Here is an 18,708-nt window from a genome sequence, read left to right as displayed (position 1 = left end):
ACCCGCTAAATCGAACATTTCCGTGGCAGCGCGTCCCGGATTGTCCGCATTGCGCTTTGCTAAAGCTCATTCCTCGCATATCAATGGGGTCAAGAACCATAGAAAACAAATGGCTGGGGACTATATGGCAAGCGCTGACACGCTAATCAATGCCTTCACGACGCTGCTTGTCACGGTCGATCCGCCAGGTCTCGCTCCGCTTTTCATTGGCCTTACCGCCGGCATGAACCGGGCCGAGCGCAAGCAGGTGGCCTTGCGCGGATCGTTGATCGCCTTCTTCATCCTGGCCGCCTTCGCCCTGTTCGGCGCTAGTGTACTCGGCATCCTCGGCATCTCCATCGGCGCCTTCCGCATTGCCGGCGGCCTGCTGCTCTTCTGGATCGCCTTCGAGATGGTATTCGAGAAGCGGCAGGACCGGAAGGAAAAGGCGACGGAAGTCGCGATCACCAAGGATCACATCCACAATATCGCGGTCTTCCCCCTCGCCTTGCCGCTGATCGCCGGCCCCGGCGCCATTTCGGCAACCATCCTGCTCGCCGGCTCGCTGCAGACCACGCTCGACCGGGCGCAGTTGATCGGCGTCATCGCCGTCAATCTCGGGCTCGTCTTCGCGGCCCTTGCTATCTCGGACAGGCTTGATCGCATGCTGGGGGCAACTGGCCGCGCCATCCTGACCCGCCTGCTCGGCGTCATCCTCGCAGCACTTGCCGCCCAGTTCGTCGTGGATGGCGTGCGCTCTGCCCTCGCGGTTGCATAGAAAAGCCCGCCGGGAAAGGCGGGCTGTTCAACTCAAGTCGATATAATCTACAAATCAAAGCCGCTCGATCAAAACGGGATATCGTCGTCCAGATCGCGCGAGAAGTTGCTGCCCGCACCGCCGCCGCTGCTTGCGGGAGCGCCACGGCTTGCGCCAGCACTGCGGCCACCAGACGGTGGTGACGAGGGCTGACCATAATCGTCACCGCCGTAATCACCGCCACCAAAATCACCGCCGCCGCCACGGCTACCGCCGCCGCCACCACCACCGCCTTCACCGCGGCCGTCCAGCATGGTCAGCGTCGAATTGAAGCCCTGCAGCACGATTTCGGTTGAATACTTATCCTGGCCGTTCTGGTCCTGCCACTTGCGGGTCTGAAGCGCGCCTTCGATATAGACCTTGGCGCCCTTTTTCAGGTACTGTTCGGCGACCTTGCAGAGACCTTCGTTGAAGATCACCACACGGTGCCATTCGGTCTTTTCCTTGCGCTCGCCGGAATTGCGATCGCGCCAGGTTTCCGATGTCGCAATGTTGAGATTGGCGATCGGACGGCCATCCTGCGTACGGCGGATTTCCGGGTCCGCCCCGAGATTTCCAATCAGAATTACCTTGTTCACACTACCGGCCATGACACCACCCTACTTGCCGCCCATCGACGGCTCTGAAATTTTATCCGCGCACCTTAGACCATTGCCGCCATCAGGTGCTATTTAAGCAATCATCCAGGGGAGCTTCATCCACAAGGAATTTTGTTCTTTCTTTGTTCTAGTTTGTCCCTATGATCCTGTCAACCGAATCGAAAACCTGGCCCTGTCCTTCATTTCAGCCTCGACTCACGGGCTGGCATCACTAAATAAAGGCAGACTCCAAGGGACAATTGTACGACGATGAGCGAACTGAAGACTATTTCCATACGTGGCGCGCGCGAGCATAATCTCAAGGGCATCGACCTTGATCTTCCGCGCAACAAGTTGATCGTCATGACCGGCCTTTCCGGCTCGGGCAAGTCCTCGCTGGCCTTCGACACGATCTATGCCGAGGGGCAACGTCGTTATGTCGAGAGCTTGTCGGCCTATGCTCGGCAGTTTCTGGAGATGATGCAGAAGCCTGATGTCGACCAGATCGACGGCCTGTCGCCGGCGATTTCGATCGAGCAAAAGACCACGTCGCGTAACCCGCGCTCGACGGTCGGCACCGTGACCGAAATCTACGACTATATGCGCCTGCTGTTCGCCCGTGTCGGTGTGCCCTATTCGCCGGCCACTGGCCTGCCGATCGAGAGCCAGACGGTCAGCCAGATGGTCGACCGCGTGCTCGCCTACGAGGAGGGCACAAGGCTCTACATTTTGGCGCCACTCGTGCGCGGCCGGAAGGGCGAATATAAAAAGGAACTGGCGGAGCTCATGAAAAAGGGCTTCCAGCGCGTCAAGGTCGATGGACAGTTCTACGAGATCGCCGATGCGCCAACGCTCGACAAGAAATACAAACACGACATCGACGTCGTGGTCGACCGTATCGTTGTCCGGCCCGATATGGCCGCCCGTCTGGCCGATAGTTTCGAAACCTCGCTACGCCTCGCCGATGGCCTTGCCATTGCGGAATTCGCCGACAAGCCGCTGCCTCCGGAGGAGACCTCTGCCGGCGGTTCGGCCAACAAGTCGCTGAACGAGACGCATGAACGCGTGCTGTTTTCGGAAAAATTCGCCTGCCCAGTCTCCGGCTTCACCATTTCGGAAATCGAACCGCGCCTGTTCTCCTTCAACAATCCCTTCGGCGCCTGCCCGTCCTGCGACGGCCTCGGCTCGTTGAAGAAGATCGATCCCGCGTTGATCGTGCCGGAACCGGAGCGCACGCTGCGCGATGGCGCGATCTCTCCCTGGGCCAAGTCGACCTCGCCCTATTACAATCAGACGCTGGAAGCGCTCGGCAAGCACTACGGCTTCAAGCTCGGGAGCCGCTGGAACGATCTGCCCGATACGGCGAAAGACGTTATCCTCAACGGTACCGAGGACAAGATCGAGTTCCACTACGCCGACGGCGCCCGCTCCTATACGACGCACAAGAATTTCGAAGGCATCGTGCCGAACCTCGAGCGACGCTGGAAGGAAACGGATTCCGCCTGGGCGCGCGAAGAGATCGAGCGCTTCATGTCGGCCGCCCCCTGCCCGGCCTGCAATGGCTACCGCCTGAAGCCGGAAGCGCTGGCGGTCAAGATCAACAAGCTGCATATCAGCCAGGTCGCGGAAATGTCGATCCGGATTGCGCGCGACTGGTTTGACGTGCTGCCGGAGACCTTTACCGACAAGCAGAACGAGATCGCGGTGCGCATCCTCAAGGAGATCCGCGACCGCCTGCGCTTCCTCAACGATGTCGGTCTTGAATATCTGAGCTTGTCGCGCAATTCCGGTACGCTGTCGGGCGGCGAGAGCCAGCGTATCCGGCTGGCCTCGCAGATCGGTTCGGGTCTCACCGGCGTGCTCTACGTTCTCGACGAGCCCTCGATCGGCCTGCACCAGCGCGACAATGCCCGTCTGCTGGAAACGCTGAAGCATCTGCGCGACATCGGCAACACGGTGATCGTCGTCGAACATGACGAGGATGCGATCATGACGGCGGATGACGTGGTCGATATCGGCCCTGCCGCCGGTATCCATGGCGGTCAGGTGGTGGCGCATGGCACACCGCAGGAGATCATGGCGAACCCGAAGTCGCTGACCGGCAAATATCTCTCCGGCGAGCTCGGCGTGCCGGTTCCCGACGAGCGCCGGAAAATCAAGAAGGGCAAGGAGATCAAGGTCGTCGGCGCCAGGGGTAACAACCTCAAGGACGTCACCGCCGCGATCCCGCTCGGCGTCTTTACCGCCGTTACCGGCGTTTCCGGCGGCGGCAAGTCCACTTTCCTGATCGAGACGCTCTACAAGTCGGCCGCCCGCCGAGTCATGGGCGCGCGAGAAATCCCGGCCGAACATGACCGCATCGACGGCTTCGAGCATATCGACAAGGTGATCGACATCGACCAGTCGCCGATCGGCCGCACCCCGCGCTCGAACCCGGCTACCTATACCGGCGCCTTCACCCCGATCCGCGACTGGTTCGCCGGCCTGCCTGAAGCCAAGGCGCGCGGTTACCAACCGGGTCGCTTCTCCTTCAACGTCAAGGGCGGGCGCTGCGAGGCCTGCCAGGGTGACGGCGTCATCAAGATCGAGATGCACTTCCTGCCCGACGTCTACGTCACCTGCGACGTCTGCCACGGCAAGCGCTACAACAGGGAGACGCTGGACGTCACCTTCAAGACCAAGTCGATCGCCGATGTGCTCGACATGACGGTCGAGGAAGGTGTCGATTTCTTTGCGGCCGTTCCCGCCGTGCGCGACAAGCTACAATCCCTGAAGGATGTCGGCCTCGGCTATATCAAGGTCGGCCAGCAGGCCAATACGCTTTCGGGTGGCGAGGCGCAGCGCGTCAAGCTAGCCAAGGAACTGTCGAAGCGATCGACGGGCCGTACGCTCTATATCCTCGACGAACCGACCACCGGCCTGCATTTCCACGATGTCGCCAAGCTTCTGGAAATGCTGCACGAACTGGTCAACCAGGGCAACTCGGTCGTTGTCATCGAGCATAACCTCGAAGTCATCAAGACGGCCGACTGGATCCTCGACTTCGGTCCCGAAGGCGGCGACGGCGGCGGCGAGATCGTTGCCACGGGCACGCCGGAGATGATCGTCAAGGAGAAGCGATCCTATACGGGGCACTTCCTCAAGGAATTGCTGGAGCGGCGGCCGATTAAAAAAGTTGTAGCGGCGGAGTGAAGTAGCCTCGCTCAATCAATGGAGGAGAGAATGAGCAAAACCGGAACGATCCGAACCGGCATTGGCGGCTGGACGTTTGAGCCCTGGCGCGGGACATTCTATCCCGACACGCTGAAGCAGAAGGACGAACTCAATTTCGCCAGTCGCCAGCTAAAGGTGATCGAAGTCAACGGTACCTATTACAGCACGCAGAAACCGGAGGTTTTTGCCAAGTGGGCCGCTGACGTGCCGGATGGTTTCATCTTCTCGCTCAAGGCGACGCGTTTCGTCACCAATCGGCGCGTGCTTGCCGAGGCCGGTGAGTCGATGCAGCGCTTTCTCACATCCGGCATCAGCGAGTTGGGCGACCATCTCGGGCCGCTGCTCTGGCAGTTTGCGCCGACCAAGAAGTTCGATCCGGATGATTTCGAAGCGTTTCTGAAGCTACTACCGGGCAAGCAGGATGGCCTCGCGCTGAAGCATGTCGTCGAGGTCCGGCATGACTCATTCAAGGTGCCGGAATTCGTCGCCCTGCTCGCAAAATACAATGTCGCGCCGGTTTGCGCCGAGCATTTCGAGTATCCGATGATCGCCGACGTGACCGCCGAATTCGTCTATGCCCGCCTGCAGAAGGGCTCCGACGACATCAAGACCTGCTATCCGCCGAAGGATTTGAAGGCTTGGGCAAAGCGGCTGGAAACCTGGGCCGAGGGCAATATCCCTGATGATCTGCCGTTGATCGACGGGGACCGCAAAATAAAAGTCGAACCGCGCGACGTCTTCGCCTTCATGATCCATGAGGGCAAGGTCAACGCGCCGCATGGCGCGATTGCGTTGCAGGAAGAAGTGGCGAAATAGCGTCCCTCAAAAGGGCGTGACGTGGGCGACAAGATCTTCCGCCGTCAGTCCCTTTCCTGCACGTTGTCCAGCGACGCCATGCAGCCAGACACCAGCAGCTGCCGCCTCGAAAGCAGGCACGCCTTGCGCCATAAGTCCGCCGATGATGCCAGCGAGCACGTCGCCGGAGCCGGCGGTGGCAAGCCATGGTGGGGCATTGGCGTTGATCAACGCCCGGCCATCGGGTGCCGCGATGACGCTATCCGCACCCTTGTAGATAATAGCGGCATGAGCCCGTGCCGCCGCTGCCCTCGCCTTCTCCACCTTGCTCAGCGCGCCGTCGGCGGCGATATCGGGAAAGAGGCGGGCGAATTCACCCTCGTGCGGCGTCAGCACCAAACGCGTCGGGCCATCCGCGAAGGCGTCGAACAGGCGTTGCGGGGCGTCGCGAAACGAGGTGATGCCGTCGGCGTCCAACACCAGATGGCGGTCGCTTAGCGCCAAAGCAAATTGTCGGGCCAGCTCACCGGCGCCAAAGCCGGGACCAAGGACGAAGGTTGAAAGGCGTTTGTCGGAGAGCCACTCGCGCAATGCCGCCTCGTCCTCGATCGCATGCAGCATGATCGCCGTCAGCATCCCGGCATTGACCGACAGCGCTTGCTCCGGCGAGGCAATGGTGACGAGCCCCGCCCCCGCCTTTAGCCCGGCCATGGCCGACATGCGCGCCGCACCCGTGGCAGTCGCACCGCCGGAAAAGACGACGAGATGGCCGCGCTTGTATTTATGGGTATCCGAGGCCGCCGTCGGCAGGTTCGCCAGCCATTGCGCCGGTGTATTCTCCGCGAGCATGCGATTGGCATGGGTACGGACAATGCGCGCGGGAATGCCGATGTCGAAAACCTCCAAGGCCCCGCAAAGATCCCTGCCCGGCATCAGCAGATGGCCAGGCTTGCGGGTCATGAAGGTGATCGTGCGTTCGGCGCGGAAAGCAGCACCAAGCACCTGACCGCTGCGACCATCAAGGCCGGAGGGCAAGTCAACGGCAATGACTGGAGTGCCGGCTTCGGTAACCCGCGCGATAATCGCAGCAAGCTGATCGGGAACAGGACGGGAGAGGCCAGCGCCGAAGATGGCGTCGATAATCATATCGCCGGCGCGCGGCAGATAGCGCTCCAACGCCTCTCCTGCGACAAAGCAATCGGCAAAGGCACGAGCGGCATCGCCTTTGAGCGTTTTCAGATCGCCTAGATGAAAGAGCAGAACCTCCGCGCCGCTTTGCCGGAGCGCACGTGCCGCCACATAGCCGTCGCCGCCATTGTTGCCGGGACCACAGAGCACGACATATCTCAAGGCTCCGGGGAAATGCCGAAGGGCGCTCGCGGCCACCGCCTGCCCTGCCTTTTCCATGAGGCCATAGGAATCGATACCCGACGCGGCCGCTGCGCGATCGACGGCAGCCATATCATCGGGCGAAAGAAGCAGGTCGGCGAGCGGTAACATCATGATGGACAACATTGAATCCGAAAGCTGCCTGAAAAACAACCGTCATTACGCGGCATGATTTGACTAATAATTATGCATTTGCATAAAATATACCTACAGGCCATGAGATCCCTGCCAAGGCATGATTGTGAGAGTTGAGGCACTTTTTCGCAAAATTTTGCTTATCTCGCTCATTTTCGTGCGAAATCGCTTTCATTTTCCCGAAAAATCCTCATCAATCCGGGGTCTCGGCGTGAATTCGCCGGGATTTTTCGCAGCAGACCACTCTGAACTGGCATGATACGTGCATCACGTTGGCCGAGCGGGGAGTAGTCCTGCTGTAACAGGAAAAGCGGAGAGACATTTTCTCATGAAAAAGATCGAAGCGATCATTAAGCCTTTCAAGCTCGACGAAGTGAAGGAAGCCCTTCAGGAAGTCGGCCTGCAGGGCATCACCGTCACGGAAGCGAAGGGCTTCGGTCGTCAGAAAGGCCACACGGAACTCTACCGTGGTGCTGAATACGTCGTTGACTTCCTGCCGAAGGTGAAGGTCGAAGTCGTATTGGCGGACGAAAATGCGGAGGCGGTGATCGACGCTATCCGCAAGGCAGCACAGACCGGCCGTATTGGCGACGGAAAGATTTTCGTCTCCAACATCGAAGAGGTCATTCGAATCCGTACCGGTGAAACTGGCATAGATGCCATCTAACCCGCCCGGCCTTTCCGGCCGCGGCTAAAAATCGTCACTAAGTCAAGGGAAGAGAAATTTAATGACGACGGCAAGCGAAATTCTCAAGCAGATCAAGGACAACGACGTCAAGTTCGTTGACCTGCGCTTTACCGACCCCAAGGGCAAGCTGCAGCATGTCACAATGGACATCGTCTGCGTCGATGAAGACATGTTCGCTGATGGCGTCATGTTCGACGGCTCCTCGATTGCGGGCTGGAAGGCCATCAACGAATCCGACATGGTGCTGATGCCGGATACCGAAACGGTTCACATGGATCCGTTCTTCGCGCAGTCCACCATGGTCATCCTCTGTGACATTCTCGACCCGGTCTCGGGCGAAGCCTACAACCGCGACCCGCGCGGCACCGCCAAGAAGGCCGAAGCCTATCTCAAGGCATCCGGCATTGGCGACACCGCCTTCTTCGGTCCGGAAGCCGAATTCTTCGTCTTCGACGACGTCAAGTACAAGGCTGATCCGTACAATACCGGCTTCAAGCTCGACTCGAGCGAACTGCCGTCCAACGACGACACAGACTATGAAACCGGTAACCTCGGCCACCGTCCGCGCGTCAAGGGCGGCTATTTCCCGGTTCCGCCGGTCGATAGCGCTCAGGATATGCGTTCGGAAATGCTGACGGTTCTTGGCGAAATGGGCGTCACCGTCGAAAAGCATCATCACGAAGTGGCCGCCGCTCAGCACGAACTTGGCATCAAGTTCGACACGCTGCTGCGCAACGCCGACAAGATGCAGATCTACAAGTATGTCGTTCATCAGGTCGCCAATGCCTACGGCAAGACGGCAACCTTCATGCCGAAGCCGATCTTCGGCGACAACGGCTCGGGTATGCACGTTCACCAGTCGATCTGGAAGGCCGGCAAGCCGACCTTCGCTGGCGACGAATATGCAGGCCTCTCCGAGAGCTGCCTCTACTACATCGGCGGCATCATCAAGCACGCCAAGGCTCTCAACGCCTTCACCAACCCGTCGACGAACTCCTACAAGCGTCTCGTCCCGGGTTACGAAGCTCCGGTTCTGCTCGCCTACTCGGCGCGCAACCGCTCGGCTTCCTGCCGCATCCCCTTCGGCACAAACCCGAAGGCAAAGCGCGTCGAAGTCCGCTTCCCTGATCCGACAGCAAACCCGTACCTCAGCTTTGCCGCCATGCTGATGGCCGGTCTTGATGGCATCAAGAACAAGATCCATCCGGGCAAGGCCATGGACAAGGATCTGTACGATCTGCCGCCTAAGGAACTGAAGAAGATCCCGACGGTTTGCGGCTCGTTGCGCGAAGCGCTCGAGAGCCTGGATAAGGATCGCAAGTTCCTGACCGCCGGCGGCGTCTTCGACGACGACCAGATCGACTCGTTCATCGAGCTGAAGATGCAGGAAGTCATGCGCTTCGAAATGACCCCGCATCCGGTCGAATACGACATGTACTATTCGGCATAAGCGCCGAAGCGAAAGCCCCGGTTCGCCGGGGCTTTTTTTATGCAGGCAAACGTGAGGCAGGCATTTCTAGGTCACGATTGCCTCGCTCGACGTCACATTTCGTGCTTCGCATGATCGAACCATCAGAGGCGATCCGCGTTGATAGAATGTGACGGTTAGATGAAGGAATCGGGGCAAAATCCTTGATATCGGCGGTGAACTCACCACATGATTGCTTGAAAGGAAGTCGCGCCATGAAACAACGCAACGCAAAGTTCAATATCGGCGACGTGGTTCAACACCGGATGTTCCCCTTCCGCGGTGTGATCTTCGACGTCGATCCGGAATTCGCCAATACCGAGGAATGGTGGAATTCCATTCCGATGGAAGTGCGGCCCAGCAAGGACCAACCCTTCTATCACCTTCTCGCCGAGAACGACGAGACCGAGTATGTCGCATACGTATCCGAGCAGAATCTGATCAACGACGAGAGCGGCGTTCCGCTCCGCAACCCGCAGATCGCTCAGATCTTCGATAAGGCACCCACAGGCGAGCTCAAGCCCAAGATGAGCCTCGCGCACTAAGTGTCCATTTCATAACTGATTTCCCGAAGGGAAGACGCTCCCAACGTCTTCCCTTTCGTTTGAACGGTTCACTCTTCGTCAGATCAGTGCCGCAACGAAAAAAGCCCAGCTCGAGCCGGGCTTTTCATTAGATCTCACAGGTGTCGCAGCTTACTGCTTGGCGGCCTTCTGAGCGTCTTCGAGCTTCTTGCGAGCTTCCTCAGCCTTCTTCTGCATACTGTCCTGCAGGCTCTTCTGGCTTTCGGCCAGCTTCGAGTCGGAGATGGCAGCGCCGTCAAAGGCAGCGCCGAAACCGGTCAGCGAGATCTTGATCGGGTTCGGAGCACGACGGAAGTTGATCGAGGTGAAGGTCACGTCCGTGCCCTTCTTCAAAGCTGCAATCATCGCGTCGGTCACCGGAACTTCGGCCGTGCACTTGTCCGGCAGGCAGACAGCGTAGTCGAGCTTCTGGCCCTTGCCGCCGTCGATCTGCATCGTGATGCCCGGAGGGATCAGGCGTGCGGTCGGAACGGAAATCTGCAGGATCTTGCGGTTGACCTTGCCGTCGACCGAGATGAGGCCGACTGCCGTCACGAGCTGACCATTGTTGGCCATCATCAGGTTCTGAACGATGCAGATATCGGCATCATCCTGCTTGGTGCAGGTCTTGTACCAGCCGAGGCGCGGCTGGCTGGCGTCGCCGCCACCGTCAGCAGGTGCCGCGCCGGAGGCGTCTTGAGCGAAGGCAGCCGCCGGAAGCGCTGCACCGATCATGAGAGCCAGAGCAGACAGACCTGCCCGCATTTTGTTGTCAGTCTTGAACGTCATAGCGAAACCGCCTCCTGAAATCCGATGCGGGACGACAGCCTGTCGCCCCATGCCAACCGGGTCAAACTACCGTCCACCTGTCGAAAGATTGAGGCAAATGCATGACCCGGGAAACCCGGGACTCCTGTTACATCGCACAGGCGAGGATATCCAGCTTTTCTTTGGTCTTTTCTGCTGAGACCCAAGAATTCCCCGGACGCGTGTTGAATTCGGCACTGTCATGATAAGGTCCGGCAGAATCATACCCCTTACCGGAAAGGATGCCATGCAAGCGCTCCGGATCGCTACTCTCCTGTTCTTCGCAGCATTCTGCAACGTGGCGGCCGCCCAGCCGCTCTACGGCATCGCAATGCATGGAGATCCTGCCCTGCCAGCGGACTATACGCATTTCCCCTACGTCAAACCGGACGTCAAGAAGGGCGGTCGTATCAGCTATGGCGTCGTCGGCACTTTCGACAATCTCAATCCCTTCATTCTGAAAAGCATGCGCACGACGGCGCGCGGCATGTGGGATCCGGATTACGGCAATCTCATCTACGAATCGCTGATGCAGCGTTCGCGCGACGAGCCCTTCACCCTTTATGGGCTGCTGGCACAGACGGTCGAATGGGATGAGAGCCGCAGCTTCATCCAGTTCAACCTCAATCCGAACGCCAAATGGTCGGACGGGCAGCCGGTGACGCCGGAAGATGTGATTTTCACCTTTGAGCTTCTGCGCGACAAGGGCCGCGTGGTCTTCTCTTCCCCGCTGCAGACGGTCGACAAGATGGAGAAGGTCGGCGAGCATGGTGTGCGGATCCACTTCAACGATAAGGCGAATCGCGAAACGCCGCTGATCATCGCCTCGTCACTACCGATCCTGCCGAAACATGTCATCGATCCGGAAAGCTTCGACCGGACCACGCTTGCCATTCCCGTCGGCTCCGGCCCCTATAAGGTCAAGAGCATCGATCCGGGGCAGCGCATCATCTACCAGCGCAATCCCGATTATTGGGGCAAGGATATTCCCGCAAAGGTCGGCGTCGACAATTACGACGAGATATCGGTCACCTATTTCCTGCAGGAGACCACGCTATTCGAAGCTTTCAAGAAGGGCGATATCGACGTCTATCCCGACGGAAGCCCGGGCCACTGGCAACAGGCCTATGACTTTCCGGCGGCCACCTCCGGCGCCGTCATCAAGGACGTTTTCAAGCCGAAGCTGCCGAGCGGCATGTTCGGTTTCGTCTTCAATACGCGCCGGCCGATCTTCTCCGACAAGAAGGTGCGGCAAGGCCTGACGCTTGCCTTCGATTTCGAATGGGTCAACCGTAGCCTCTCCTCAAATGCCTATACGCGCACGCAAAGCTATTGGCAGAATTCTGATCTGTCATCGCTTGGCACGCCCGCGGACGCACGCGAGCTGGCCATGCTCGGCCCGATCAAGGATCGCATCGATCCCGACGTGCTCGACGGCACCTACAGGCTGCCCGTCAGCGATGGGTCCGGCCGTGACCGGGCCATCCTGCGCAAGGCGGTCGATCTGCTCAAACAGGGCGGGTACACGATCCGGGGCGAGAAAATGGTCGATAGCGCCGGGCGTCAGCTCAGTTTCGAGATCATGACGCAGAATCCCGATCAGGAGCGCATCGCGATCGCCTATCGCCGGTCGCTGGCGCTGCTCGGCATCGCCGTGACGATACGCACCGTCGATGATTCGCAATATCAGCTCCGGACGATCAGCTACGATTATGACATGATCCTCAAAGCCTACCCTTCATCGCTGTCGCCAGGCATCGAGCAGGTGGGACGCTGGAGCTCCGCCGCCGCAAAGGCCGAAGGCAGCCTCAATTTCGCGGGTGTCGCTGATCCCGATGTCGACACGCTGATGGATCATTTCCTGACGGCCCATTCCGCCGAGGATTTCCGCGACGCGGTGCGCTCCTTCGACCGCATCTTGATTTCCGGCTATTACGTCCTGCCGCTCTATCATATCGGCCAGCAATGGGTGGCGCGGCGCAGCCGCATCGCCCACCCCGATGTGCTGCCGCTCTACGGCTATCAACTGCCAACGTGGTGGGACGCTTCGGTGCAATAGGGCACCGAAGCCGCCAAAATGTTGCCGGTTCCCTTTCGGTAACCGGTTGAAGCTTCCGGCCGGAAAGCCTAGATGGGATCTTTGGCCGATAAAGCGGAAGGACACGGACCATGGAACGCATCACGATCGATATCGTCTCGGACGTCGTATGTCCCTGGTGCTATCTCGGTAAGGCGCGGCTGGAGCTGGCGATCGCCGAGGTGCAGGACGAAGTGGGCGTCGACCTCAACTGGCGCCCCTATCGCCTCAATCCGGAATATCCGCCCGAGGGCGTCGACCAGAAGAAGGCACTGGCGCAGAAGCTCGGCGGCGAGGAGCGAGTAGCCCAGGCGCACAAAATGCTGAGTGATCTCGGCGGCGAAATCGGCATCAAGTTCGATTTCGACGCCATCAAGATCGGACCGAATACGCTGGACGCGCACCGCCTCATCCATTGGGCAGGAACGGAAAGCCGCGAAAAGCAGGAGAAGGTGGTCAACGCCCTGTTCAAGGCCAATTTCGAGGAAGGACGCAATGTCGGCGACCATGCCGTGCTGCTGGATATCGCCGAAAAAGCCGGCCTCGACCGCTCCGTCATCGCAGCCCTGCTCTCCTCCGACGCCGACCGCGATCTGCTGGTCGCCGAGATCGAGGCAGCCCAGAAGATCGGCGTCACCGGCGTCCCCTTCTTCATCTTCGACCAGCAATATGCCGTCAGCGGCGCCCAGACGCCGGATGTACTCATCGAGGCACTGCGCGATATCGCCAAGATGAAGGGCGAGGCGCGGGCTGGGATGAATTGAGCATAGGTCAACGCGACCAGCGCTTATTCAGCATCATGCCTATCGATTATAGCGATCCATTCTTCTGTAGTCGTTTCCGATGAAATCATGGACTTAATCCATGGATCTTCGAGGTGGAGATTAACGCACTCACCCAGGCGCGCGATGGATCTACGATAGTCTTCGTCAAGCAGCTGCGGGATATCCGGTCCGCGTCCCTGTCGTCGCGCCAATTCAACAGCTGCTGGTAGCACGAAAAAGAAAAATCGACTGGCGTACGAGTGCTCATTGCGATCTGAACCACATGCGGGATCGCTGCATAGGAAGCCGTATAGGCATCTCCTTGATGGCAAAGGCTCGACCATAAAGTAAACCAAGGCTCATCGGTGTAGCCCTTTTTAAGTCCAGTGGATGAGGCTAAAGCTCTAAGCAGAGCCGGGATATTTGAGGCATTGCCGTAAGCGTGTTGCAGTTCACGCCACTGAGGATCGTCGAGCTCAAGCATGGGATTGAATTCCCCTCCCCGCATTAAACAATTATTGCGTGCATATGACCATATTGAATGTAGAATAAACAAGAATCAATCGTAGCTAATGTTCGATTTCCTAATCCGCCAACTGCGTCAGGAACACGCTGCGGTCAAAGCGGATCTTCATCATGGTGCTTTGTTTAGCGTGATGAAGCGTCCAAATGCGGAGGAGGCAAAAGTTGATAAAGCTCGATTTAGGAGGCGATATCTCGTTTCTTCCTGAGCACGTCTCCGTGGATATTCATGAGAAGAATTTAGCGAAGATCGCCGCCACCTTTACGCTCCTCCTCATTAACAAGGATGAGCAAGCCGTGTTCACTAATAATAGCCGCAGCGTTGCTATAACCCACGGCGGCAAGAAGAGTTCAAGCGCGGAAAAACAAGGCGAAGTATTCCGCTACAGGCCCGATGAACGAATGCTAAAAACAATAGTCGGTATTCTGAGCGACATCGTGTTGGGAGGGAAGTTCGACGCCAATCATATCGATTTCGATCTCCAAACCCAAACTGGCTCTTTCGGTTTCACACTTCGCTTCGATGAGCGTTTTTATGAGGTAAGGCTGCCCTGGGAGCGCTAACATCTGGGAGGCACAATCAAATGCAGAGAGATTACCCGGAGGGTTTCGATACTATCTGGATCGGTGTTGATCGATCGGACGTTGTCGGCGCTTTCATCACAGCCGGTGTTGGCCCCATGCCTAAGTTCTGTCTGACCGCATCAATCGATGTGGCAGACATTGAGGAATTACTTTTGGGCCTGCCGGATATCGGCGATTGTGAAATGTTAGTCGATTTTCCCAGACCGGATTCGCATGTAGCCTTGGCCCGAAAAGGATTACTTGTTTTTGACTGGGAGCAATTCGACAAGGCCTACGTTCTGGCTGCGATGGCAAAAATACCGCTTCAATCCAGCAATCTGCCGAGTGAACTACAGGAGTATGCATTGAACGCCTTCAATGCACCCTGGAGCTTTATGGAGCAACGCTCGATATTTGTCGCGGATATTGCGCAAACGACGGACGTTGTCGGCTAAGGACACATGCCTGATTTAATACACCAGCACCCGCTCGCATCACGCGCGACATGACATCCTGCATCTCTACTTCGCCAATTCCGCCAACTGCGTCATAACCACAGCCGCCCCCTGCAGCCTCTTCTCAGGCGTCGGCAAGTCCCGCGTCAGGAACACGCTGTGATCCGGGCGGATCTTCGCCATGGTGCCCTGCTTGGCGATATAGCCGACGAGATTGGCCGGGTTGGGGAATTCCTTGTTGCGGAACTGCACGACGACGCCCTTCGGGCCGGCGTCCAGCTTTTCGACATTGGCGATGCGGCAGAGCGACTTGATGTAGACGATCTTCAGGAGATGCTGCACCTCGATCGGCATCGGTCCGAAACGGTCGATCATTTCCGCGCCGAAGCCGTCGATTTCCTTGATTTCGGTGATCTCGCCGAGGCGGCGATAGAGCGCCATGCGCAGATGCAGGTCCGGCACGTAGGCATCGGGGATCATCACAGGCGTACCGACGGAGATCTGCGGTGACCAGCCGGTGTCCTGGATCTCGTCGACGCCCTTGACCTCGGCGACCGCTTCTTCGAGCATCTGCTGATAGAGTTCGAAGCCGACTTCCTTGATATGGCCGGACTGTTCCTCGCCAAGCAGATTGCCGGCGCCGCGAATGTCGAGGTCGTGGCTGGCGAGCTGGAAGCCGGCGCCGAGCGTGTCGAGCGATTGCAGCACCTTCAGGCGGCGCTCGGCTGTCGTCGTCAGCACCTTGTTAACCGGCAGGGTGAAGAGCGCGAAGGCACGAACCTTGGAACGACCGACACGGCCACGCAGCTGATAGAGCTGCGCAAGGCCGAACATGTCGGCGCGGTGCACGATCAGCGTGTTGGCCGTGGGCACATCGAGGCCGGATTCGACGATGGTGGTCGACAGCAGCACATCGTAGCGGCCTTCATAGAAGGCGTTCATGATGTCCTCGAGCTCGCCGGCCGGCATCTGGCCATGGGCGACAGCCACCTTCAGCTCCGGCACGTCCGATTGCAGGAAGGCATGGATGTCGGCGAGATCGGCAAGGCGCGGGCAAACATAGAAGCTCTGGCCGCCGCGATAATGCTCGCGCATCAGCGTTTCGCGGATCACCAGCGAATCGAAGGGCGAGATGAAGGTGCGCACTGCCATGCGGTCGACCGGAGGCGTGGTGATCAGCGACAGTTCGCGCACGCCGGTCATGGCGAGCTGCAGCGTGCGCGGGATCGGCGTCGCCGAGAGCGTCAGCACATGCACGTCGCTCTTCAGCTCCTTCAGGCGCTCCTTGTGCTTGACGCCGAAATGCTGCTCCTCGTCGATGACCAGCAGGCCGAGATTGGCGAACTGGATACCGGCGCCGAGCAGCGCATGCGTGCCGACGACGATGTCGGTCTTGCCTTCGGAAACTTCCTTCTTGGTCAGCGCCAGCTCCTTGGCGCCAACGAGGCGGGACGCCTGCTGGATGCGGATCGGCAGGCCGCGGAAGCGGTCAGTGAAAGTCTTGAAGTGCTGACGGGCCAGCAGCGTCGTCGGCACGACGACGGCGACTTGCGCGCCGTTCATGGCGGCAACGAAGGCGGCGCGCAGCGCCACTTCCGTCTTGCCGAAACCGACGTCGCCGCAGACGAGGCGGTCCATCGGACGACCGGCGCCGAGATCATCGCGCACGGCTTCGATGGCGGTCATCTGGTCTTCGGTCTCGTCATAGGGGAAGCGGGCGGCGAACTCGTCATAGAGGCCATCCGGGGTGCTGAGCACCGGTGCATGCCGCGTTAGGCGCTCGGCCGCTATGCGGATCAACGCGCCGGCCATGTCCAGCAGACGCTTCTTGAGCTTGGCCTTGCGCATCTGCCATGCGCCGCCGCCGAGCTTGTCGAGTTGCGCCTCGGTGCCCTCGCCGCCATAACGCGAAAGAAGATCGATGTTTTCGACCGGCAGGAACAGCTTGGCGTCATCGGCGTAACGCAGCTCGAGACATGCGTGCGGCGCGCCGGCTGCCTCGATGGTTCTCAGACCGACGAAACGGCCGATGCCGTGTTCGGCATGGACGACGATCGAGCCCTCGTCGAGGCCGGCCACTTCCGAGATGAAATCGGCAGCGCGCTTACGGCGCTTGGAGCGGCGCACCATGCGGTCACCGAGAATGTCCTGCTCGCCGATGACGACGAGATCGCCAACCTCAAAGCCGGCTTCCAGGCTGAGAACGGCCGCCGCCGCCTCGCCCTTTGCCAAGGTGGCAAGATCCTTGATCGCCTCGATCGTCTTGACGCGGGCAAGCCCGTGTTCGGCAAGTACCTGCAAAAGGCGGTCGAGGGAGCCTTCCGTCCAGGCCGTAATCATTACCTTGCCGCCGGCGGCGCGGCGTTCGGCGATGTGCTTGACCACGGAATCGAAGACGTTGACGCGTTCGGCGTCAGCGTTTTCGGTCGCGGAGCGCGCCCATCGCGGGCCCTGACGGGCATCGATGTTGATGACGCGGCGAGCCTCGCCCTCATGCTCGTTGAAAGGCGAGATACGGATGGCATTGAAGGCATCGAGCGCCTTGGAGAGGGTGCCGCCGTCGAGATAGAGCTGGCCTGGCGTTACCGGCTTGTAGGGCGTGCCCTGGGACATCTGGCTCTTGGCCGGCTGTCCGGAATTCAGGCGGGCATCGTAATAATCGAAAACGAGCTTGGAGCGCTCCTCGGCGGCCTCACGCACCGTATGATCCGTGACCAGCCGGAAGCCCCTGAGATAGTCGAAAACCGTCTCCAGCTTCTCGTAGAACAGCGGCAGCCAATGTTCCATACCGGCATAACGACGGCCTTCGGAAACGGCGACATAGAGCGCGTCGTCGCGCGTAGCAGCACCGAAAGAGGAGAGGTAGTTCTTGCGGAAACGGCTGATCGTATCCGGCGTCAGCGTCACTTCGCTCATAGGATTGAGATCGAGAGAGCGGATCTGACCCGTCGTGCGCTGGCTGGCGGGATCGAAGCTGCGAATGCTTTCCAGCGTGTCGCCGAAGAAATCGAGTCGCACCGGCTCTTCGGTTCCCGGCACGAAGACATCAAGGATGCCGCCGCGCACGGCATATTCACCGACTTCGCGCACGGTCGCGACGCGGTCGAAGCCGTTGCGCTCCAGGCGACCGGCGACATCGTCCATACGGACCTGATTACCAGGCCGGGCGGAAAAAGCGAGACTCTCAATCACATCCTGCGGCGCCACCTTCTGCAGCATGGCATTGACCGTCACCAATACGATCGCCGCATGCGGCTTGCGATGGTAGGCGATCAATCCGCTCAGGGCCGCGAGACGGCGAGCCGAGGTGTGAGAGCTGGGCGACACACGGTCATAGGGAAGGCAGTCCCAGGCGGGCAGCGTCAAAACCGGGATTTCGGGCGCAAGGAAGCCGAGCATCTGTTCGACATCGGCCATGTGCTGGCCGTCCGACATCACATAGGCGACCGGCTCGCCGGTTCGTGCCAATTCTGCCAGCAGGAAGGGCTCCATGCCCGCCGGAACATGGCCAACGGTCAGCGGCTCGCTCGCCGCGAGCAGTTTCTTCGCGTCGAACCCTGGGATCATCTGGTTATCCCAAGCCTTTCCGCGACCTCTTCGAAATCTGGCTGGTAAGCCGCAAGGCGCGCAAACAGCGGCGTCTGGAAATGTTCCGGCACAGGTAATGTCCCGAGAATCCAACGAACGAGATCATTGTCTTCCTCGTCCATGATCCGCTCGAACTCATCGAGGTCGGCCTCGCTAAGTCCCGGCAATTCGTTGTCGGCGAACTGGCCGAAAACGAGATCCATCTCGCGGAGGCCACGATGCCAGCAGCGAAACAGAATGCGCCGGCGGCGGGGATCGAGATCGGCACTGCTGAGTGTCAGCCCAGTCATCACAAAAACCTTTATG

At 59.3% G+C, this 18,708-nt stretch carries 16 protein-coding genes; 10 read left to right on the top strand and 6 right to left on the bottom strand.

Annotation, left to right across the window (positions count from 1 at the left end; translation table 11 throughout):
- Positions 1 to 124 precede the first annotated feature (124 nt).
- Positions 125 to 757: a MarC family protein gene (locus tag HB780_RS15635; RefSeq protein WP_183693287.1), complete on the top strand. Its 633-nt coding sequence runs from the start codon at positions 125 to 127 to the stop codon at positions 755 to 757.
- Between the two features lie 68 nt (positions 758 to 825).
- Here HB780_RS15635 and HB780_RS15630 read toward each other — a convergent pair whose 3' ends face one another.
- Positions 826 to 1,386, bottom strand: a complete 561-nt coding sequence (locus tag HB780_RS15630; RefSeq protein WP_183693284.1) for a single-stranded DNA-binding protein — start codon at positions 1,384 to 1,386, stop codon at positions 826 to 828.
- Between the two features lie 258 nt (positions 1,387 to 1,644).
- Between HB780_RS15630 and uvrA the strand changes: the two genes are divergently transcribed.
- Both uvrA and HB780_RS15620 read left to right on the top strand, forming a co-directional pair.
- The gene (gene uvrA, locus HB780_RS15625; protein ID WP_183693281.1) at positions 1,645 to 4,566 is read left to right on the top strand and encodes an excinuclease ABC subunit UvrA; all 2,922 of its coding nucleotides are present in this window, start codon (positions 1,645 to 1,647) and stop codon (positions 4,564 to 4,566) included.
- A 30-nt stretch (positions 4,567 to 4,596) separates the two neighbouring features.
- Positions 4,597 to 5,403, top strand: coding sequence for a DUF72 domain-containing protein (locus HB780_RS15620; protein WP_183693278.1), 807 nt, complete (start codon positions 4,597 to 4,599; stop codon positions 5,401 to 5,403).
- 6 nt (positions 5,404 to 5,409) lie between these two features.
- On the opposite strand, the gene HB780_RS15615 is transcribed toward HB780_RS15620, so the two are convergent.
- Complete coding sequence (locus HB780_RS15615; RefSeq protein ID WP_183693275.1) at positions 5,410 to 6,885, bottom strand: NAD(P)H-hydrate dehydratase; 1,476 nt, start codon at positions 6,883 to 6,885, stop codon at positions 5,410 to 5,412.
- 349 nt (positions 6,886 to 7,234) lie between these two features.
- Between HB780_RS15615 and HB780_RS15610 the strand changes: the two genes are divergently transcribed.
- The 3 genes from HB780_RS15610 (at position 7,235) to hspQ (ending at position 9,607) form a co-directional block, all read left to right on the top strand.
- Positions 7,235 to 7,573 carry a P-II family nitrogen regulator gene (locus HB780_RS15610; protein WP_003579240.1) on the top strand — a complete coding sequence of 113 codons (339 nt, stop codon included), beginning with the start codon at positions 7,235 to 7,237 and terminating at the stop codon, positions 7,571 to 7,573.
- A gap of 61 nt (positions 7,574 to 7,634) precedes the next feature.
- On the top strand, positions 7,635 to 9,044 hold the full coding sequence (gene glnA, locus HB780_RS15605) for a type I glutamate--ammonia ligase (RefSeq protein ID WP_183693273.1): 1,410 nt from the start codon (positions 7,635 to 7,637) through the stop codon (positions 9,042 to 9,044).
- 233 nt (positions 9,045 to 9,277) lie between these two features.
- On the top strand, positions 9,278 to 9,607 hold the full coding sequence (hspQ, locus tag HB780_RS15600) for a heat shock protein HspQ (protein WP_183693271.1): 330 nt from the start codon (positions 9,278 to 9,280) through the stop codon (positions 9,605 to 9,607).
- A gap of 150 nt (positions 9,608 to 9,757) precedes the next feature.
- On the opposite strand, the gene HB780_RS15595 is transcribed toward hspQ, so the two are convergent.
- Positions 9,758 to 10,414: an invasion associated locus B family protein gene (locus HB780_RS15595; protein WP_183693269.1), complete on the bottom strand. Its 657-nt coding sequence runs from the start codon at positions 10,412 to 10,414 to the stop codon at positions 9,758 to 9,760.
- Between the two features lie 265 nt (positions 10,415 to 10,679).
- Between HB780_RS15595 and HB780_RS15590 the strand changes: the two genes are divergently transcribed.
- Together HB780_RS15590 and HB780_RS15585 are read left to right on the top strand one after the other, a co-directional pair.
- Positions 10,680 to 12,491, top strand: a complete 1,812-nt coding sequence (locus HB780_RS15590) for an extracellular solute-binding protein (protein ID WP_183693267.1) — start codon at positions 10,680 to 10,682, stop codon at positions 12,489 to 12,491.
- Between the two features lie 110 nt (positions 12,492 to 12,601).
- Positions 12,602 to 13,273: a DsbA family oxidoreductase gene (locus tag HB780_RS15585; RefSeq protein ID WP_183693265.1), complete on the top strand. Its 672-nt coding sequence runs from the start codon at positions 12,602 to 12,604 to the stop codon at positions 13,271 to 13,273.
- 85 nt (positions 13,274 to 13,358) lie between these two features.
- On the opposite strand, the gene HB780_RS15580 is transcribed toward HB780_RS15585, so the two are convergent.
- Positions 13,359 to 13,757 carry a hypothetical protein gene (locus tag HB780_RS15580; protein ID WP_183693263.1) on the bottom strand — a complete coding sequence of 133 codons (399 nt, stop codon included), beginning with the start codon at positions 13,755 to 13,757 and terminating at the stop codon, positions 13,359 to 13,361.
- Between the two features lie 203 nt (positions 13,758 to 13,960).
- Here HB780_RS15580 and HB780_RS15575 point away from each other — a divergent pair, with 203 nt between their 5' ends.
- Together HB780_RS15575 and HB780_RS15570 are read left to right on the top strand one after the other, a co-directional pair.
- The gene (locus HB780_RS15575; RefSeq protein WP_183693261.1) at positions 13,961 to 14,359 is read left to right on the top strand and encodes a hypothetical protein; all 399 of its coding nucleotides are present in this window, start codon (positions 13,961 to 13,963) and stop codon (positions 14,357 to 14,359) included.
- A gap of 20 nt (positions 14,360 to 14,379) precedes the next feature.
- Positions 14,380 to 14,814 (top strand): hypothetical protein, encoded by a 435-nt coding sequence (locus HB780_RS15570; RefSeq protein WP_183693259.1) that lies wholly within the window; start codon positions 14,380 to 14,382, stop codon positions 14,812 to 14,814.
- 66 nt (positions 14,815 to 14,880) lie between these two features.
- Here the strand turns inward: HB780_RS15570 and mfd are convergent, their stop codons facing one another.
- Both mfd and HB780_RS15560 read right to left on the bottom strand, forming a co-directional pair.
- A complete protein-coding gene (mfd, locus tag HB780_RS15565; protein WP_183693257.1) occupies positions 14,881 to 18,381 on the bottom strand; it encodes a transcription-repair coupling factor in 3,501 nt (1,166 codons plus the stop codon).
- Positions 18,378 to 18,692, bottom strand: coding sequence for an FAD assembly factor SdhE (locus HB780_RS15560; protein ID WP_183693255.1), 315 nt, complete (start codon positions 18,690 to 18,692; stop codon positions 18,378 to 18,380). Before HB780_RS15560 ends, mfd begins: the two co-directional genes overlap by 4 nt.
- Between the last annotated feature and the right edge of the window lie 16 nt (positions 18,693 to 18,708).

The organism is Rhizobium lusitanum (assembly GCF_014189535.1).
Taxonomy (GTDB): domain Bacteria; phylum Pseudomonadota; class Alphaproteobacteria; order Rhizobiales; family Rhizobiaceae; genus Rhizobium; species Rhizobium lusitanum_C.
The sequence above is the reverse complement of the archived record's forward strand: the minus strand, read 5'-3'. Positions and strand labels throughout refer to the sequence as shown.

What these genes read in the sequence shown, in the direction of transcription:
- HB780_RS15635 (WP_183693287.1), top strand. Translation starts at nt 125, where the DNA reads ATGGCAAGCGCTGACACGCTAATCAATGCCTTCACGACGCTGCTTGTC.
- HB780_RS15630 (WP_183693284.1), bottom strand. Translation starts at nt 1,386, where the DNA reads ATGGCCGGTAGTGTGAACAAGGTAATTCTGATTGGAAATCTCGGGGCG.
- uvrA (WP_183693281.1), top strand. Translation starts at nt 1,645, where the DNA reads ATGAGCGAACTGAAGACTATTTCCATACGTGGCGCGCGCGAGCATAAT.
- HB780_RS15620 (WP_183693278.1), top strand. Translation starts at nt 4,597, where the DNA reads ATGAGCAAAACCGGAACGATCCGAACCGGCATTGGCGGCTGGACGTTT.
- HB780_RS15615 (WP_183693275.1), bottom strand. Translation starts at nt 6,885, where the DNA reads ATGATGTTACCGCTCGCCGACCTGCTTCTTTCGCCCGATGATATGGCT.
- HB780_RS15610 (WP_003579240.1), top strand. Translation starts at nt 7,235, where the DNA reads ATGAAAAAGATCGAAGCGATCATTAAGCCTTTCAAGCTCGACGAAGTG.
- glnA (WP_183693273.1), top strand. Translation starts at nt 7,635, where the DNA reads ATGACGACGGCAAGCGAAATTCTCAAGCAGATCAAGGACAACGACGTC.
- hspQ (WP_183693271.1), top strand. Translation starts at nt 9,278, where the DNA reads ATGAAACAACGCAACGCAAAGTTCAATATCGGCGACGTGGTTCAACAC.
- HB780_RS15595 (WP_183693269.1), bottom strand. Translation starts at nt 10,414, where the DNA reads ATGACGTTCAAGACTGACAACAAAATGCGGGCAGGTCTGTCTGCTCTG.
- HB780_RS15590 (WP_183693267.1), top strand. Translation starts at nt 10,680, where the DNA reads ATGCAAGCGCTCCGGATCGCTACTCTCCTGTTCTTCGCAGCATTCTGC.
- HB780_RS15585 (WP_183693265.1), top strand. Translation starts at nt 12,602, where the DNA reads ATGGAACGCATCACGATCGATATCGTCTCGGACGTCGTATGTCCCTGG.
- HB780_RS15580 (WP_183693263.1), bottom strand. Translation starts at nt 13,757, where the DNA reads ATGCTTGAGCTCGACGATCCTCAGTGGCGTGAACTGCAACACGCTTAC.
- HB780_RS15570 (WP_183693259.1), top strand. Translation starts at nt 14,380, where the DNA reads ATGCAGAGAGATTACCCGGAGGGTTTCGATACTATCTGGATCGGTGTT.
- mfd (WP_183693257.1), bottom strand. Translation starts at nt 18,381, where the DNA reads ATGATCCCAGGGTTCGACGCGAAGAAACTGCTCGCGGCGAGCGAGCCG.
- HB780_RS15560 (WP_183693255.1), bottom strand. Translation starts at nt 18,692, where the DNA reads ATGACTGGGCTGACACTCAGCAGTGCCGATCTCGATCCCCGCCGCCGG.